The sequence below is a fragment of the Bradyrhizobium sp. RDI18 genome (assembly GCF_043203335.1).
In the GTDB taxonomy this organism is placed as follows: Bacteria; Pseudomonadota; Alphaproteobacteria; order Rhizobiales; family Xanthobacteraceae; genus Bradyrhizobium; species Bradyrhizobium retamae.
On sequence record NZ_JBICRN010000006.1, the window covers coordinates 1,114,022 to 1,131,243 of the forward strand.

Annotated in this window: 18 protein-coding genes; 9 read left to right on the plus strand and 9 right to left on the minus strand. The window is 62.9% G+C overall.

Annotated elements, in window-relative coordinates; translation table 11 throughout:
* The first annotated feature begins 5 nt into the window (after positions 1-5).
* The 4 genes from soxX to soxA are packed head-to-tail and all read left to right on the plus strand — an operon-like array spanning position 6 to position 2,022.
* Positions 6-443: a sulfur oxidation c-type cytochrome SoxX gene (gene soxX, locus ACFXS9_RS06395; protein WP_392686297.1), complete on the plus strand. Its 438-nt coding sequence runs from the start codon at positions 6-8 to the stop codon at positions 441-443.
* Positions 444-452: 9 nt separating this feature from the next.
* Positions 453-932, plus strand: coding sequence for a SoxY-related AACIE arm protein (locus ACFXS9_RS06400; protein ID WP_392686300.1), 480 nt, complete (start codon positions 453-455; stop codon positions 930-932).
* A complete protein-coding gene (gene soxZ, locus ACFXS9_RS06405) occupies positions 932-1,252 on the plus strand; it encodes a thiosulfate oxidation carrier complex protein SoxZ (RefSeq protein WP_392686302.1) in 321 nt (106 codons plus the stop codon). Before ACFXS9_RS06400 ends, soxZ begins: the two co-directional genes overlap by 1 nt.
* Positions 1,249-2,022 carry a sulfur oxidation c-type cytochrome SoxA gene (gene soxA, locus ACFXS9_RS06410; protein ID WP_392686305.1) on the plus strand — a complete coding sequence of 258 codons (774 nt, stop codon included), beginning with the start codon at positions 1,249-1,251 and terminating at the stop codon, positions 2,020-2,022. The genes soxZ and soxA overlap by 4 nt, the downstream gene beginning before the upstream one ends.
* A gap of 143 nt (positions 2,023-2,165) precedes the next feature.
* On the opposite strand, the gene ACFXS9_RS06415 is transcribed toward soxA, so the two are convergent.
* Positions 2,166-2,939, minus strand: coding sequence for a ferredoxin--NADP reductase (locus tag ACFXS9_RS06415; protein ID WP_392686307.1), 774 nt, complete (start codon positions 2,937-2,939; stop codon positions 2,166-2,168).
* 145 nt (positions 2,940-3,084) lie between these two features.
* Here ACFXS9_RS06415 and ACFXS9_RS06420 point away from each other — a divergent pair, with 145 nt between their 5' ends.
* The 5 genes from ACFXS9_RS06420 (at position 3,085) to ACFXS9_RS06440 (ending at position 8,804) form a co-directional block, all read left to right on the plus strand.
* Positions 3,085-4,284: an amidohydrolase family protein gene (locus tag ACFXS9_RS06420; protein WP_392686309.1), complete on the plus strand. Its 1,200-nt coding sequence runs from the start codon at positions 3,085-3,087 to the stop codon at positions 4,282-4,284.
* A gap of 384 nt (positions 4,285-4,668) precedes the next feature.
* Positions 4,669-6,231, plus strand: coding sequence for an SUMF1/EgtB/PvdO family nonheme iron enzyme (locus ACFXS9_RS06425; protein WP_392686312.1), 1,563 nt, complete (start codon positions 4,669-4,671; stop codon positions 6,229-6,231).
* Between the two features lie 17 nt (positions 6,232-6,248).
* Positions 6,249-6,674 carry a DUF4399 domain-containing protein gene (locus tag ACFXS9_RS06430; protein WP_392686315.1) on the plus strand — a complete coding sequence of 142 codons (426 nt, stop codon included), beginning with the start codon at positions 6,249-6,251 and terminating at the stop codon, positions 6,672-6,674.
* A gap of 60 nt (positions 6,675-6,734) precedes the next feature.
* Entirely contained in the window at positions 6,735-8,135 is a 1,401-nt protein-coding gene (locus tag ACFXS9_RS06435) for a selenium-binding protein SBP56-related protein (RefSeq protein WP_392686318.1), read from the plus strand.
* Positions 8,136-8,138: 3 nt separating this feature from the next.
* Positions 8,139-8,804 carry a hypothetical protein gene (locus tag ACFXS9_RS06440; protein WP_392686321.1) on the plus strand — a complete coding sequence of 222 codons (666 nt, stop codon included), beginning with the start codon at positions 8,139-8,141 and terminating at the stop codon, positions 8,802-8,804.
* A 13-nt stretch (positions 8,805-8,817) separates the two neighbouring features.
* Here the strand turns inward: ACFXS9_RS06440 and ACFXS9_RS06445 are convergent, their stop codons facing one another.
* The 8 genes from ACFXS9_RS06445 to ACFXS9_RS06480 all read right to left on the minus strand — a co-directional run bounded on the left by ACFXS9_RS06445 (position 8,818) and on the right by ACFXS9_RS06480 (position 17,062).
* A complete protein-coding gene (locus ACFXS9_RS06445) occupies positions 8,818-9,273 on the minus strand; it encodes a MarR family winged helix-turn-helix transcriptional regulator (protein ID WP_171577799.1) in 456 nt (151 codons plus the stop codon).
* 29 nt (positions 9,274-9,302) lie between these two features.
* Positions 9,303-10,007 (minus strand): ABC transporter ATP-binding protein, encoded by a 705-nt coding sequence (locus ACFXS9_RS06450; RefSeq protein WP_392686324.1) that lies wholly within the window; start codon positions 10,005-10,007, stop codon positions 9,303-9,305.
* Complete coding sequence (locus ACFXS9_RS06455; RefSeq protein WP_392686327.1) at positions 10,004-10,795, minus strand: ABC transporter ATP-binding protein; 792 nt, start codon at positions 10,793-10,795, stop codon at positions 10,004-10,006. The genes ACFXS9_RS06450 and ACFXS9_RS06455 overlap by 4 nt, the downstream gene beginning before the upstream one ends.
* Positions 10,792-12,681 carry an ABC transporter permease gene (locus ACFXS9_RS06460; protein ID WP_392686330.1) on the minus strand — a complete coding sequence of 630 codons (1,890 nt, stop codon included), beginning with the start codon at positions 12,679-12,681 and terminating at the stop codon, positions 10,792-10,794. Before ACFXS9_RS06460 ends, ACFXS9_RS06455 begins: the two co-directional genes overlap by 4 nt.
* A gap of 192 nt (positions 12,682-12,873) precedes the next feature.
* Positions 12,874-14,085, minus strand: coding sequence for an ABC transporter substrate-binding protein (locus ACFXS9_RS06465; protein WP_392686333.1), 1,212 nt, complete (start codon positions 14,083-14,085; stop codon positions 12,874-12,876).
* Positions 14,086-14,108: 23 nt separating this feature from the next.
* Positions 14,109-14,693, minus strand: coding sequence for an amino acid synthesis family protein (locus ACFXS9_RS06470; RefSeq protein ID WP_392686336.1), 585 nt, complete (start codon positions 14,691-14,693; stop codon positions 14,109-14,111).
* 18 nt (positions 14,694-14,711) lie between these two features.
* Positions 14,712-15,620: a UPF0280 family protein gene (locus tag ACFXS9_RS06475; RefSeq protein ID WP_392686339.1), complete on the minus strand. Its 909-nt coding sequence runs from the start codon at positions 15,618-15,620 to the stop codon at positions 14,712-14,714.
* The gene (locus ACFXS9_RS06480) at positions 15,617-17,062 is read right to left on the minus strand and encodes a 6-hydroxynicotinate reductase (protein ID WP_392686342.1); all 1,446 of its coding nucleotides are present in this window, start codon (positions 17,060-17,062) and stop codon (positions 15,617-15,619) included. Before ACFXS9_RS06480 ends, ACFXS9_RS06475 begins: the two co-directional genes overlap by 4 nt.
* Between the last annotated feature and the right edge of the window lie 160 nt (positions 17,063-17,222).

Sequence of the window (17,222 nt, forward strand, 5' to 3'; positions counted from 1 at the left end):
ATCGCATGTTGGATCCGATTTTTGCTGGAGTTCTCCTCGTGCTGCCCGGCTGCGCCGCCGCAACGGAACTTCGCAGCTATGCCGTCACTGGCGATGCCATTCCGCAGTCACTGACGGGCACGGCCGGCGATGCGACGCGCGGCCGTGCCCTCGTCGTCGAACGTTCCAGCACTTGCATCCTGTGCCACAACGGCCCATTTCCCGAACAGAAATTCCAGGGCGACCTGGCGCCTGATCTTTCCGGTTCCGGCAGCCGCTGGTCCGAAGGTCAGCTTCGGCTTCGGCTGGTAGATGCCTCTCGTCTCAATGCCGCGACGATCATGCCGTCCTATTACCGCGTTGACGGCCTCACTCGCGTCGGGACGCTGTGGCGCGACAAGCCGATCCTGTCGGCCGAACAGATCGAGGACATCGTGGCGTATCTCGTAACCTTACGCGAATAGGAAGGTCCGATGCATCCAGCACCGAATTCGACACGCCGCCAGTTTCTCGGCCTCGCCGGAGCGGCAGCCGTGCTTGGCACGGCCCCTGTCGTCGCGCCTCGGCCTGCCGAGGCCACACCCGAGACGCTCGCTTCCGCCATCCGCAATGTCACCGCCGGCGCCGCGGTGAAGACTGGCAAGGTCAAGCTCGAGGTGCCGCCCTTGGTCGAGAACGGCAACACCGTGCCGCTGACTGTGAGTGTCGCCCACCCGATGGCGCCGGAGGACCACGTCAGCAGCATCCACGTTTTCAACGAGAAAAATCCGCAGCCGAACGTCGCCAACTTCCACCTCGGCCCTCATGCCGGCCGCGCGCAGGTTTCGACCCGCATTCGCCTCACCGACAGCCAGAAGGTCGTCGCGATCGCCAAGCTCTCGGACGGGTCGTTCTGGTCGGCCAGCGCCGACGTCGTGGTGACACTGGCGGCCTGCACCGAGGAGGTGATCTGATGGCTTCCGCGCTGATCAATGTTCCGGCCAAAGCCAAACGCGGCGACATCATCGAGATCAAGACGCTGATGTCGCACATCATGGAGTCAGGCTATCGCCATAAGGCGTCAGGCGAAGCTGTGCCGCGCGACATCATCACGAGCTTTACCTGCCGCTTTAACGGCGCTGAAATCTTCCGCGCCGATTTATTCCCGGCGATTGCCGCCAACCCGTTCTTCTCCTTCTTCACGACCGCGACCGAAAGCGGCAAGTTCGAGTTCGAATGGATCGGCGACAAGGGTTTTTCCGAAACCGCTTCCGCCTCGATCTCGGTCGAATGAGATTTTTGGGCGCCATAGCCACCGCACTGCTGGTGGCGGGCGCCGTCGGCGCTGCCGAGATCCCACAAGCCGACCGCCGTTCCGGCTACAGCTTCATGAAGCCGGACACCAAAACGATGCAGGACGACGACACCGCCAATCCCGGCATGCTCTGGGTGCTCAATGGCGAGACACTATGGAACCGCAAGACAGGCACCGCCGACAAAGCGTGCGCCGGTTGCCATGGCAATGCACGCGCAAGCATGAAGGGCGTGGCCGCCCGCTACCCCGCGTTCGACAAGGCAACCGGCCGCCCCATCGATCTGGAACAGCGCATCAATTCGTGCCGCACCAACCACCAGCAGGCGACGCCGCTGCCGTTCGAGAGCCGCGAACTGCTGGCACTGACAGCCTTTGTCGCGCGGCAATCACAGGGCGCTCCGATCGAAACCGGAGCCGACCCGCAGCTCGCGCCGTTCGTCGCCAAAGGACGCGAGCTCTACATGCAGCGGCAGGGCCAGCTCAATCTCGGCTGCGCCAATTGCCATGACGATAATTGGGACAGGCGGCTCGCCGGCGCAGCGATCACACAAGGACACCCGACCGGCTACCCGCTCTACCGGCTGGAATGGCAATCGCTGGGCTCGCTGCAGCGACGCCTGCGCGCCTGCATCACCGGCATCCGCGCGCAGGCCTATGATTACGGCGCGCCGGAACTGGTTGAACTGGAATTGTATCTGATGTCCCGAGCCCGGGGGATGAAGATGGAAGCGCCGGCGGTGCGGCCTTAGCTCCTCGTGGCGAGGAGCGCGTAGCGTGTCTCCTCACCACAAGCCCGGAGACAAAATCGCGAAAACAACCCCATGCAAAGTAGAGCGCCCCCGGCTCGCAGCACTCGCGCTGCTTGTCGGGACACGTTTGTCGTCGTAGCGCTTTACCGCTCCGCGAACGCCTTCTCGACCACGAACTGTGCCGGCTCGCCGTGATTGCCCTCGGCAAAACCCTTGCCGGTGAGCAGCGCGCGCGTGTCCGTCACCAGCGCAGGGCTGCCGCAGATCATGACGCGGTCATGCGCCGGATCGAGCGAGGCGAGACCAATGTCGGCAAACAGCTTGCCGGAAGTGATCAAATCGGTGATGCGGCCGCGGTTGCGGAAGGGATCGCGGGTCACGGTCGGATAATAGATCAACTGGTCGCGAACATATTCGCCGATCAGCTCGTCGTTCGGCAGCTTTTCGGTGATCATCTCGCCATAGGCGAGCTCTTTCACGCGGCGGCAGCCGTGCAGCAGCACTACCTTCTCGAACCGATCATAGGTCTCGGGGTCCTTGATCACGGAAAGGAACGGCGCCAGCCCGGTGCCGGTCCCGATCAGATAGAGGTTGCGGCCGTCCTCGAGATTATCGATGACCAGCGTACCGGTCGCCTTGCGGCTGACGATGATTTCGTCGCCCTGCTTCAAATGCTGGAGCCGCGAGGTGAGCGGGCCATCCGGCACCTTGATCGAGAAGAATTCGAGCCGGTCCTCGTAGTTGGCGCTGGCGACCGAGTAGGCGCGGAGCAGCGGCTTCTCGCCGACCTTCAGGCCGATCATCGTGAACTCGCCATTGCGGAAACGGAACGACGGATCGCGTGTGGTGGTGAAGCTGAATAGCGTATCGGTCCAGTGATGAACGCTCAGCACGCTTTCCTGGTTGAAATTGCTCATCGCACCGTTCCCTGACTTGCAAGCCGGATTGACCGGCTAAATCATTCGTATACGATCATTCGTATACAAACGAATAATCCAGCTTGATCCGATCGTCAAGCCGGGCAGAATGTCCGGCGAAGGCATTGAACCAAAAGGAAAAACCATGGCCCACGACGCACCCCAGGCGACCGGTCCGAGCAAGCTGGTGATCCGCAATATCGGGCTCGTGCTGTCGGGGGCTTTGGAAAAGCCGATCCTGGATGCCGACACGATCGTGGCCGAGAACGGCAAGATCACAGCCATCGGCCGCTTCAAGGACTGCAATACCGAGGGCGCCACCACGACAGTCGATGCCAACGGCACCACCGTCGCGCCCGGATTGATCGACAGCCACGTCCATCCCGTCGCCGGCGACTGGACGCCGCGGCAGAACCAGGCCAACTGGATCGACAGCTATCTCCATGGCGGCGTGACCACCATGATCTCGGCCGGCGAGGTCCACATGCCCGGCCGCCCGCGCGACGTCGTAGGCCTGAAGGCGATGGCGATCTTTGCGCAGCGCGCGTTTTGGACGCTGCGGCCAGGCGGGGTGAAGGTGCATGCCGGCGCGCCGGTGATCGAATGCGAAATGGTGGAGGACGATTTCAAGGAGATGGCCGCGGCCGGCGTCAAGCTGCTCGGCGAAGTGGGCTTGGGCGGCGTCAAGGACGGCCCGACCGCGCGCAAAATGGTCGGCTGGGCGCGCAAATACGGCATCCAAAGCACGATCCACACCGGCGGACCTTCAATTCCCGGCTCCGGCCTGATCGACAAGGACGTGGTGCTGGAAGCCGACACCGACGTGGTCGGTCATATCAATGGCGGCCACACCGCCCTGCCCGACGACCAGATCCGCTGCATCTGCGAGGGCTGCAAACGCGGGTTGGAGCTGGTTCACAACGGCAACGAGCGCTCGGCGCTGTTCACGTTGCGCACCGCGCGCGAGATGGGTGACCTCCATCGCGTCATCCTCGGCACCGACGCACCGGCCGGCTCCGGCGTACAGCCGCTCGGCATTTTGCGAATGGTCTCGATGCTGTCCTCTCTCGGCGAACTGCCGGCCGAACTCGCCTTCTGCCTTGCGACCGGCAATACCGCGCGCATGCGCGAACTCGATTGCGGAATCATCGAAATCGGCCGCTCCGCGGACTTCGTCCTGATGGACAAGGCCCAGCATTCCCCCGGCAAGAACATTCTGGAGAGCGTGCAACTCGGCGACCTCCCCGGCATCGGCATGACCATCATCGATGGCATCGTCCGCACCCAGCGCAGCCGCAATACCCCGCCGGCGGGGAAAGTGCCGGAGATCATCGTCGGGCATTGACGCTGGTTGATGGCTCGATCGCACCGGGGCCAAAATTAGGGTAATGCCTCGAAAGTGATGAACCAGTTGCCGGCCTGCCCCGTCCAATACAGGCTGGCCGCTGCAGCCTGCGTCCTGTCACGACCCAAACTCGCCGTGCTAGTCGCCTTTGTTCACGCAAATCGCGAGGATCATGGCCGGTCGGTGCCCGGCCTGGCTCGTTGCCGGTATGATCTGGATCACACTCATTCTCGTGTTCTCATGTTCTTATGGGGTCCATTGCCGTACCAGCCAGCGTGGAACCCGCCCGGCTGCTTTGCCGCGAACAGCCAGCATGGTACGCTGTAGGTGCTGGAAAGATTGCTTGCCTCACACTGTATTTGCAGTTGGGAGCCAATCCAAACCATGGCCCAAATTCGTGACATCAAGTCAGGCCGAACTGGCGAGCCATCGCCAGAGCCAATGCCACGCCGCCTTGCGGCCATCGTGGCAGGGGACATCTCCGGTTACAGCCGTCTGATGCAGATCGACGAGGAAGGGACGCACAATCGCGTCAAGCGGATCGAGCGCGATCTCATCGAACCCAGCATCAGGGAACACCATGGTAGGCTGGTCAAAACCACGGGCGACGGCTTCATCGCCATTTTCGACAGCCCGGTCGAAGCCGTCCGATCCAGCATCGTGATCCAGCAAAATCTGGTTGGCCGCAATGCATCACTGCCCAAGCATCATTGGATCGAGTATCGGATTGGCGTCAATCTTGGCGACGTGATTATCGAAACCGACGACGTCTATGGCGACGGCGTCAATATTGCCACGCGGCTTGAGGGCATAGCCCATCCTGGCGAAGTCTATATCTCCGGCGGCATTTATGAGCAGATAAAGCATAAGCTGGTTTGCGGATACGAGTCGCTCGGTGATCGAAAGGTCAAGAACATCACCGATCCCGTTCGGGTCTACCGCGTGCTTCCCGACCCCTCCGCCCTTAACGCATATCGGAACCGGCGCGAACGCGTCCTGATCCTCATGCTCTGCATTGCGATGCTGACCATTGCGATCGGTACTGTCTGGTACATGGTCGCACAGCCTCGCAAGGCTATAAATCAGGCGTCGGCTCCCGTTTCATCTCCGGCGGAAGCGCCGAAGGCGCCTGCCGCGAAACAACGAGCGCCGGCGCCCCAACCTTCTCCTTCCGTAGCACCAACTCAACAACAGGCGGCGCCGCTACCGCCGCCGGCGTCTCCCGCCGCACCCGAGACTCCCCCGACGTCGCAAGCCGTTGCACCGGTTCGAGAACCCGAGATGATTTCGCTTCGGGGCGGCAGCTTCGGCATGGGCAGCAACGAAGACGCTTCGGAAAAGCCCGTCCGTCAGGTAACGGTCAAGCCATTTGCGATGGGGAAATTTCCCGTCACCGTGCAGGAATGGAACGCATGCGCCGCCGCAAAGGCATGCGGGTTCACGGCAGCCGGAAAGGACGATGCGCCTGTTACAAACGTAAGCTGGAGCGATGCCAAGCAATATGTCGCGTGGCTCGCGGAAACCACCGGAAAACCATATCGACTGCCGAGCGAAGCCGAATGGGAATATGCGGCGCGCGGCGGCACGCAGACCAGATACTGGTGGGGCGATCAGTTTCAGCACGGCATGGTCAATTGCAGGAACTGCAGCGACATTCCAGCCACCGACCAGCCGGTGAAGGTCGGCAGCCTCAAGCCAAATCCTTTTGGGCTGTTTGATATGGGCGGCGGTGTCGATCAATGGGTCGAAGATTGCTGGCACAGAAATTATCAGGGCGCGCCGGGAGACGGGTCAGCATGGGTCGAGAATGCATGTTCCTCGCATGTCATGCGCTCCGGATCCTGGAGGAAGGACTCAGGCTATGCCCGCGTATCAAACCGCGGCAGCTATGACACCAATGTGCGATACCCCACCCACGGTTTCCGCGTCGCGCTATCTCTCAAGTAGTCTTAAGAGGGCGGGTAATGAAGTTCATGCAGTGGATCGCTCTCTCGGCAGCGCTCGCTTGCCTGCCGTTCGCCGCGAATGCTCAAGGCAAGCCCGCGCACAAGGAGGCCCATCTCTACTTCGTGTGGCCGCAGAACGGCGCCGTCATCAAGGGCGGATTTTGGTGCCGCTTTGGTCTGCGCAACATGGGCGTCACGCACGCCGGCGATAACTACCCGAACAGCGGCCATCACCACCTGCTGATCAATGTGAATGAGCCGCTCAATCCCAATGAGCCGATTCCGCAGGACAAGTCACATCTTCATTTCGGCGCCGGCCAGACCGAGGCCCGGATCGAGTTGCCACCGGGCAAACATACGCTCCAGCTCGTGCTGGGCGATGCCGAACACTATCCGCATGTTCCGCCAGTGGTTTCGCAGAAAATAACCATCACGGTCAAATAGAGCGGAACTCTCTCCGCCGACTTTGATCATTTGGAATTAGGCAAACAGGGAGGCAGTACGATGAACATTCGGCCCGACCCCACGTTTCACGCTTCGCCAAAGCTTGCCATGGAAGCTCCGCCAGAGAGCTTCGCCTACACCGTGCTGCTGAGCCCGGACGCCTCAAAGCCGGACGCCCTTGCCGTGATCGACGTCAAGCCGGGCTCTTCGAGTTACAGCCAGATCGTTCACACCGTGACGATGCCCAACAAGGGCGACGAATTTCATCATTTCGGCTGGAACGCCTGCTCGTCAGCGCTATCGCCGCTCACCGGGCATGCCTTTCTCGAGCGCCGCTATCTGATCATTCCCGGCATGCGGTCGTCCCGCATCTATATCGTCGACACCAAACCCGACCCCACCAAGGCGGCCATACACAAGATCATCGAGCCCGAAGAGATCTTCAGGAAGACCGGATATTCGCGGCCCCACACCGTTCATTGCGGACCGGAAGGCATTTACATCTCTACGCTCGGCGGCAGCGGCAAGGACGGCACTGACGGACCGCCCGGCGTCTTCATCATGGATTGCGAAACGTTCGAGGTGCTCGGACGATGGGAGCTCGATCGCGGTCCGCAACAATTGCATTATGACTTCTGGTGGAACCTGCCGCGCGACTACATGGTGACAAGCGAGTGGGGGCTGCCGCCGCAGTTCGAGAACGGGATCGTGCCGGAAGATCTGCTTTCCAACAAATACGGCCATCGGATCCACTTCTGGGATCTGCGCGCCCGGCGCAATGTCCAGACCATCGATCTCGGCGCCAACCACCAGATGGCGCTGGAGGTACGTCCCGCGCATGATCCGGTGCGCGAATACGGCTTCCTGGGCGTCGTGGTTGACACCACCAACCTCGAAGGCTCGATCTGGACGTGGTGGCGCGAGGGCGGCAAGTTTCACATCGAGAAGACGGCGACGATCCCGCCCGAGCCTGCCGCAAAGGAGCAACTGCCCCCGCTGCTGCAGGGCTTTGGCGCCGTGCCGCCGCTGGTCTCGGACATCGACCTGTCGATGGACGATAAATTCCTCTACGTCGCCTGCTGGGGCACCGGCGAGATGCGTCAGTACGATGTCAGGGAGCCGCGAAAGCCGAAGCTTGCTGGCTCGGTTCACATCGGCGGCATCGCGCGCCGCACGCCGCACCCGAACGGCAAGGCGTTTGCAGGCGGCCCGCAGATGGTCGAGATCAGCCGCGACGGCAATCGGGTGTACTGGACCAACTCGCTGTACTCGACATGGGATGACCAGTTTTATCCCGATGGCGTCCCGGGAGCCATGGTGATGGCCAATGCAAAGCCGGACGGTGGTCTCGAACTGGCGAGCAAGTACTGGGTCAACTTCCCCGACGGCTACCGCGCGCACCAGATCCGGCTCGACGGCGGCGACTGTTCGACGGATTCGTTCTGCTATCCGTCGGTTTGAAATTTGAGCGCAGCCGACTGGACACCGGCCTGGCTCTGGCTGGCTGTCATCGCGAGCGGCCTTTACCACGGCGTCAACCCGGGCATGGGCTGGCCGCTCGCCGTTTCGGCTGGACTGATGGAGCGGAGCCCGCGTGCGCTGGTGGCCGCGCTGGGGCCGCTCACGGCCGGCCATCTGCTCGCCATGCTGCTGGTACTCCTTCCCTTCGCGCTGCTCGTTGCCATCGTCGAGTGGCAGCGCACGATACAGATCGGCGCCAGCATCCTCGTTGTCGCCTTCGGCCTGTTCCGGTTGGCCAACCGCCGCCATCCGAGAGTTCTAGCGCGGATATCACCGGCGCAACTGGGGCTTTGGTCGTTTGCCGTGGCGCTGGCGCATGGCGCCGCGCTGATGCTGGTGCCGATCTATCTCGGGCTCTGCCGGCAAGCCGAACTCGACGGCGGCCACGCGGCCGCCGGTACTCTCATCAACGCCAATCTCGGAATGGCCGTGCTGGTTGCCACCGTCCACGCCATCGCGATGGTCGCCGCCGGCGGAGTTTGCGCGTGGCTCGCCTACCGCTATCTCGGCCTGCAGTTCATATCGCAGAGCTGGTTCAACCTGGATACGACCTGGGCCTTCAGCCTCATTCTCGTGGGCGCGATCGCGCTGGTGCTGAACCTGAGCTGACGCGAGCTACGCCTTACCGCAGCTTGTCGAGCAGCGCGATCAGGGTCTCGCGCTCTTTTGCATCGAGCGGCGCCAGCGTCTCGCGGCTGATCGCCAGCGCATTCGGCGCGGCCTTCTCGGCCAGTTGCTGGCCGGCGCGCGTCAGACTCACGAGCAGGCGGCGGCCGTCCTCGGGATCCGGGCTGGTCTCGGTCAGGCCGCGCGCGGTGAGACGGTCGATCACGCCCTTGATGGTGGCGACATCCATCGCCGTCAGCCGCCCGAGCAGGTTCTGCGAGCACGGTCCGGTCTCGGTCAGCTTGGCGAGCGCCGCCCATTGTGTCGGCGTCAGGTTGATGCCGATCTCGCGGGCGAAGATGGTGGCATGGCGCTGCCAGACCTGACGCAGGATGAAGCCGATCTGTTCGTCGAGAATGTAGGACGGGCGCGGCGGCTTGACGCTCCGTTTCGGCGAAACACTCCTTCCCATCTGCGTTCCCCGCCCTTCCCCCTCGCCGATCACAGCGACAGATGCGCGTCACGGATATCCGGCCGCGCGTCGAGTTCGGCTATCGTGCCGCCGAAGCAAATCTTGCCACGTTCGATGATGTAGGCGCGGTCGGAAATCAGCCGCGCGAAATGCAGGTTCTGCTCCGAGACCACGATGCTGACGCCTTCCTTCTTCATCGCCAGGATGGCGTCGACCATCTGTTCGACGATTTTTGGCGATAACCCTTCCGATGGCTCGTCGAGCAGCACCAGCGAGGGATTGCCCATCAGGGTTCGCGCAATCGTCAGCATCTGCTGCTCGCCGCCGCTCATCCGCCCGCCCGGCCGATTACGCATCTCGCCGAGATTGGGAAACAGCGTGAACAGTTTTTCGTGCGTCCAGTGCGGCGCGTTCGGCCGTTTTGACTGGCGGCCGACTTCAAGATTTTCCTCAACCGTAAGATCCGTGAAGATGCGCCGCTCTTCCGGCACATAGCCGAGCCCACCACGCACGATCGCATGCGTCGGCTCGCGGGAGACATCCTTGCCCTCGAAGACGATCCGTCCCGAACGGTTCTCTACCAGGCCGACGATGGAGCGGAAGGTAGTCGACTTGCCGGCCCCGTTGCGGCCGAGCAGAGCCACTACTTCGCCCTCGCCGACTTCCAGCGCGATATCGAACAGGATATGCGCCGGACCGTAAAAGCTGTTGAGATCGGCGACTTGCAGCTTCATGCGCCGGCTCCCTCGCGATGACGCGCATCGTAGACCAGTCCTTCGCCGAGATAGATCGCGCGCACCTGCGGGTTGCCGCGCACTTCCTCGGGCGAGCCTTCGGCGATCAAGCTGCCGCGGTTGAGCACCAGGATGCGGTCGGCATGCTCGAACACCACGTCCATATCGTGCTCGGTGAAGAGCACGCCGATTGCCTGTTCGCGGGCGATGCTTGCGGTCAACCGCATCAGCTCGATCCGCTCGCGCGGCGCCATGCCTGCGGTGGGCTCATCCATCAGCAGCAGCCTGGGCTGGTTGGCGAGCGCGATCGCAAGCTCCAGTCGCTTGAGATCGCCATAGGCAAGCTCACCGCACGGACGCTCGGCATAGGCGCCCATGCCGACGAGGTCGAGCAGCCGGCCCGCCTCCTCGCGGGCGTAAGCCGCCGTCGAGCCCCAGAGGTTGAACAACTGCCTGCCATACGACACCAGCGCGACCTGCACGTTCTCGCGCACGGTCATGGTCGGAAATGTCGCCGTGATCTGGAACGTGCGCCCGACGCCCAGCCGCCAGATTGCGCGCGGCTTTCGACCGACCGTATCCTCACCGAGCAGATGGATCCGTCCACTGTCCGGCATGTTCTGGCCGTTGAGCATGTCGAAGCAGGTGCTTTTTCCCGCACCGTTGGGTCCGATCAGCGCGAGAATTTCGCCCGCACGCAGCTCGAACGACACGCTGCGCACCGCGTGCACGCCGCCATAGGATTTGCTTAAGCCTTCGACCTTCAGCAATGTCGGGACCATGCTCATTCGGCGGCCTCGATCCGGGAGGTGACCAGCGCAGATTTTTTGGCTTCGGAGGATCGCCGGCGATTCCGAAGCGCCTCCAGCGTCCCGACGATGCCCTTGGGGAACGCCACCACCATCAGCACGATGAAGCCGCCCAGTACCAGTTTTGAGAGATCGGTCTGGCTGACCAGCCAGATGTTTGCCGCCTTGAACACGATGGCGCCGATCACCGCGCCGGAAACCGTCTCGACGCCGCCGAGCAGCACCATGACCAGCGCATCCACAGAGAGCGAGATGCCGACGCTGTCCGGGAACACGCTTCCCTTCAGATAGGCGAACAACGCACCGCCGATGCCTGCAGCCGTGCCTGATATGACGAAAGCCGTCCACTGCACGCGCTTGCCATTGATGCCGATCGCCTCGCTACGCAGCGGCGAGTCCCGCGTTGCGCGCAGCGCAAAGCCGAACGGCGAGAACACCATCACCCGGAGCACAGTGACCACGAGCGCCGTGATGCCGAGCGACAACCAATAGAAATTAGCGGGGCTCGCCGCCCATCTCTCCGGCCACACACCCAAGATGCCGTTGTCGCCGCCGGTCACCTCGACCCACTGGAACGCGATCGACCAGACGATCTGCGCAAAGGCCAGCGTCAGCATCGCGAAATAGACACCGGAGAGTTGCACGGCAAAGAAGCCGAACACCGCGGCACCCAAGAGGCCTAGCACCGGGCCGAGCAGCAATGAAATGATCATCGGCAGTCCCGCCGCCTTGGCGAGGAATGCGACGCCATAGGCGCCAAGCCCGAAATAGGCGGCATGACCGAACGAGGCGAGGCCGCCGACCGACATCAGGAAATGCAGGCTGGCGGCGAAGATGACGAAGATCGCGATTTCCGATCCGACAGTGAGAGCGTAGTTACCGGCAAACAACGGCAGCATGGCCGCAACGACCAGCGCACCCAGTGACATCAACCGTTCAGCCGAGGTGAGCGGCCGCCACGGCGTGACGGTCAGGCCCGGCGTGCGGCGTGCTGCAGCTTCCGGCTTGCCGAACAGGCCCCAGGGGCGCACGATCAGCACCACTGCCATCACCAGGAATACCAGGATGATGGATATCTTCGGGAAGATGAGAATACCGAAGGCGTTGAGTTCGGACACCAGCACGGCCGCCACAAAGGCACCGATGATGCTGCCGAGCCCGCCGATCACCACCACCACGAACACTTCGACGATGATGCGCAGGTCGAGCGCGTGATGCACCGCATCGCGCGGGATCTGCAGCGCGCCGCCGAGCGCGGCCAGAAAGACGCCGAGCGCGAACACGCTGGTGAACAGCCATTTCTGATTGACGCCGAGCGCTGCCACCATGTCGCGGTCCTGCGTCGCCGCGCGTACCAAGATGCCCCAGCGGGTGCGCTGGAACAACAGCCAGAGAATGCCGAGCACGATCGGGCTGAGCGCAATCAGGAACAGGTCGTAGCTCGGAATATTCTGGCCGAAAAAATCGACCGCGCCCTTGAAGCCGGGTGCGCGACGGCCGAGCAGATCGTCCGGGCCCCAGATCATCACGACGATGTCCTGAACCATCAGGGTGAGGCCGAATGTCGCCAGCAACTGGAATAGCTCCGGCGCATGATAGATTCGCCGCAGCAGCACCATCTCGACCAGCACGCCGATGATGGCAACGATCAGCGCTGCAACGACGATGCCGCCCCAGAAGCCGAGCGCGCCGGAGAACCGCTCGGTCAGCGTGAACGCGACATAGGCGCCGAGCATATAGAACGCGCCATGGGCAAAGTTCACGATCCGGGTCACGCCGAAGATGATCGACAGCCCCGATGCGACCAGAAACAGCGACGCCGCGCTGGCGAGACCGGTCAGGAACTGAACGAAGTAGAAGGCCATTGGCGGTCCGGGTTAGTGGTCGCTTTTACCTCGCCCCGCTTGCGGGGAGAGGTCGGATTGCGAAGCAATCCGGGTGAGGGGTACAGGTCTATCGATAGCGTTCAACTCGCGGAGAGGGCCCCTCACCCCGACCCTCTCCCCGTAAAGAACGGGGAGAGGGAGAGATTCAGTGCCCTCACCGGCGCGGGTGCATCACTGCTTCGGGCGGAGCTTCTCCACTTCGGCGTCGCTCGGCAGATAGTCCGCGCCCTTGCGATAGACCGAGTTCACCATCACGCCCTTGCCGTCCTTCAGCGCGGTCTTGCCGACATAGGCCCCTAACGTCGACTGATGATCGATCTTGCGGAAGGTGATCTCGCCGAACGGCGACGGCATCGACAGGCCTTCGGTCGCCGCGATCAGCTTCTCCGGATCGGTCGAGTTGGCTTTCGCGAGGATCGCAGCAGCCGCCTTGATGGTCTGGTAGCCGACGATCGAGCCGAGCCGCGGATAGTCCTTGTACTTGGCCTGATAGGCCTTCAGGAACTTGTCATGGTCCGGCGTCTTGATGTCGTACCAGGGGTAACCGGTAACGATCCAGCCCTCCGGCGTCTCATCCTTCAGCGGATCGAGATATTCCGGCTCACCGGTAAGGAAGGACACCACCGAACGTCCCTTGAACAGACCGCGGGTATTGCCCTCACGCACCAGCTTCACCAGATCGGCACCGAAGGTGACGTTGAGGATCGCCTCGGGATTGGCCGCAGCCACCGCCTGCACCACCGGGCCGGCGTCGATCTTGCCCTGCGGCGGCCACTGCTCGTCGACCCACTGGATATCGGGCCGCTTCTCCGACATCAGCTTCTTGAACACCGCAACCGCCGATTGGCCATATTCATAGTTCGGCGCAATCGTCGCCCAGCGCTTGGCCGGTAGCTTGGCGGCTTCCTCCACCAGCATCGCGGCCTGCATGTAGTTGGAGGGACGCAGGCGGAACGTGTAGCGGTTGCCCTTCGACCAGGTGATGGCGTCGGTCAACGGCTCCGCGGCCAGGAAGAACACCTTCTTCTGGTTGGCGAAGTCGGAGACGGCGAGACCGATATTGGACAGGAACGTGCCGGCCAGCATCGCGACGTTCTCGCTCGAGACCAGCTCGTTGGCGGCGGTCTGCGCATCCGCCGGCTTGCCGCCGTCGTCCTTGGAAATGACGACCAGCTTCTTGCCATTGATGCCGCCCGCGGCATTGATCTCTTCGACCGCAAGCTGCCAGCCCTTGCGGTAGGGCTCGGTGAAGGCCGGCAACAGCGAATAGCTGTTGATCTCGCCGATCTTGATTTCCTTGATTTCGCTCTGCGCCATGGCGCTGCCAGCCATGCCGGCGACCGCGATCGCCAATCCCGCTCCCAGCAAATGTCTCCGTCGCATCCCTACCTCCAATGTTGATGTCATTATCTCAAGCCGTCTTCGCCTTTGACTTCCGCCACCGTCAGTCCGCCGACGCGCGGCAATGGCCTGCCGCTATCGGTGACGGCGACTGCGACCATAATCTCGTTGGCGCGGGGCGCATCGTTGATCTGCACTTCCATGCCGTCGAAATGGCTGCGCACAAAAGCCGCGTCCTTGTGACCGAGCGGAATGTCCAGCGTTGTGCCCGGGCCGCTGCGCTTTTTCGACGACGGGATCAGCGCCGCGCCCTTGCCCAATACTTTCCGCACCGGTGCGCCCATTTTGGGATGCAAGATCGCTGCCGCATGCTCGAGCTCGCCGTTTTCGCCGACGGCGGCCGCCTTGCCGTAGCTGTGGGCCTTGGCGCCCTCGATGCCGAGCGCGGCGACTGCTCTCTTCGAGAGCAATTCGCCAAGCTCTTCGCCGATTTCGATCAAGGGCGAAAGGTCTTCGACATACCGGCCTGCAAACGGATTCTCGATCACAGCGATCGCCGCGGCCCGCCGCGTCGGCGGTGCAATCTTCTGTCCCATCTCGAGATGGGTTTCCTCGACCACCGTGACGATCTTGCGAATGATCGCGCTCATTGTCCGCCTCGCTCCCGATCAAACATGCGCTGTGCTTTCTAGTGCGCTTCCGTGAAACGTTGGCAAGGCGCCCGCCCTGATCCCTGTTGCACCCACCACGGCCGTCTCGCCTAGTAGACGCAAGGCCGCACCTTCGATCAATCCCGCCGCAAGCAATTGTTGTGCCCGGCTTACCCCTGCCCTTAACGCATCGTCGATTTCGCCTTCCCGGAGCACGCCGACGTCGCGGGTGACGAGGCGCGCTCCGAGGTCGCTGTCGGGCTGCAACTCATTGGCCGGACAGCGGATGATGGCGGGATGACCGGGCAGGTCGACGGCATTGGCGATAATGGTCGCCGCCGCATCCGCCTGCGAGGCCGTTCGAGCCAGCACGGTAACGGCATCGGCAATCCCGAGCGAGAAACTACGGCCATGCCGCCCGCTGGTCGCGATGCCGCGTGCCGGATCATCGGCTTCAATCTTGATGGTTTGCATCACGCCATGATGGTCCGGGCGGTCCATCAGTCCGACCGTGAATTGCTCGCCTCGGGTCAGATGCAATGCGATGTCGCCGCCATTGTTGACGTAGGCACGATCAAGCCGCGCCGTGCCCAGCATCGCACCAAGAATCTCTTCCGCGACGCTGCCCGCCACCGCCGCCATCGGCGTGATGAAGTGCTCGCCCCCAAACGGCGCGACTGCGGCATGCATGCGACGCGCAACGACACCGTTCAGCGTGCTTCGCGCCGGATCGGCGGCTTTTCGAAGTTCGATCAACTCCTCGCAGAGTTCATCGAGCAAGCCGGTGAAGCGCCGCGCGGCGGCCTCATAAGCGGCGCGCACGTTGCGCTCACTTCCCTTTGCCTCGATGATCAGGTCGATCGGACCGTCCTGCAAATGCAGCCGCTTTCCGTCAGGAAGAAGCGCGATTTGCGGGAGCCGTTTCATGCGCGCCGTCCCGGCATATTGGGCATCGGGCGGAACCCGCTGTTCTCCCGCAGCGACGCCAGCGGGCGCACATGATCCATGTGACCGCCGAGCGCCGCGTAATCGGACAGTTTCAGCGTGAACTCGATCGGCGCGACCAGCGCCGGTGTCGGCACGTAGCCGAACGCGCCGGCCGGCATTTGCGTGACGTCGACCATGAAGGTGATGCCGCCGCCCGGCCAGACATAGACCGGCGCGCCGCCGCTGGTGACCCGCGTCAGCGCGTCCTTGACCGACCGCGTCAGCCGCACCGGATTGTCGGTGACGCCGGCCCGAAGCGAGCCGCCGGCACCGCCCATGAACAGCACCGTGCACAGCGCCGGCTCGCAATTTTCCTGGATGCGCTCGACCGAGAACTGGAGATCGGCCGGCATCTGCTTTTCGATCGGCCGCAGCGCCTCGTCGAGTTCGTAATAGGCGGCGTGCTCGCCGGTGGTCGAGACCATCAGCATGGTGAGCCCGGGTCGCGCCTCCTTCGGATTGAACGGTCCCAGCACCGACAGCGGATCGGAAATATTGGTGCCGCCCCACCCCGTTCCGGGATCGGCGACCTGAAAGTAACGGCCGGGCGTCGAGCGCCGGCCCTTCATCTTGATCCCGGTATCAGGAATATCCAGCAGCTTGCCGGCCTGGTGTTCCGAGAGCACGCCGGTGATGTGGTCGTCCACGACCACGACCTCATCGACCTTGCCGTGCCATTGCTTGGCGAACATGCCGATCGTCGCCGAGCCGCAGCCTACCCGCATGCGCTCTTCGGCAACACCATTAACGATCGGCGGATGACCGGCCTGCACCACCACCGTGGCGCCGCCATCGATCGTCAGTTCCACCGGCTTGCAATTGGAAAGGTCCATCAGCGCGTCGCAGGTAACGCGGCCCTCCTTCTTGGAACCGCCGGTCAGATGATGCACGCCGCCGAGCGAGAGCATCTGCGAGCCATATTCGCTGGTCGTCACATGGCCGATCGCCTCGCCTTCCGCGCGGACGGTCGCGGTCTCGGGACCGAGATATCGGTCGGTGTCGATCTTCACCTTGACGCCGCAATAGCTGAAAATGCCTTCGGTCACGACGGTCACCATGTCGACGCCGTCGATTTCCGATGACACGATGAAGGGCGCCGGCTTGTAATCGGGATAGGTCGTGCCCGCTCCGATCGCGGTGACGAACACGTTGGGCTCGTGGACGAGTTTGCCGTCCCAGTCGCCACCGGCCTGAAACGGCACCAGCCGTCCGCCGTGCGACACCGTTCGTTCCAGCACGATATGCGGATCGACGCGCACCAACTCGCCATTATGGTTGGCATAGCGATCGCACGCGCCCGCCGCGCCCGGCTTGATGTAGCACATCACCGGACAGGCATCGCAGCGGATCTTGTCGCCAGTGGCAACGGCCTCGTCAGTCATGAACAAGCCTGCAGTCGGGAAGGCGCCGATCATAGCCGCTTATTCGCGGTTCCGACCATTTGTTCGTATACGAATGATGTTGCGCGCCGACTGGAACACTGTCAAGCCGCTCCCGCTGCGAAACGCGCCGCTTGCCGCATAATACCTCATTTGCCTCGCC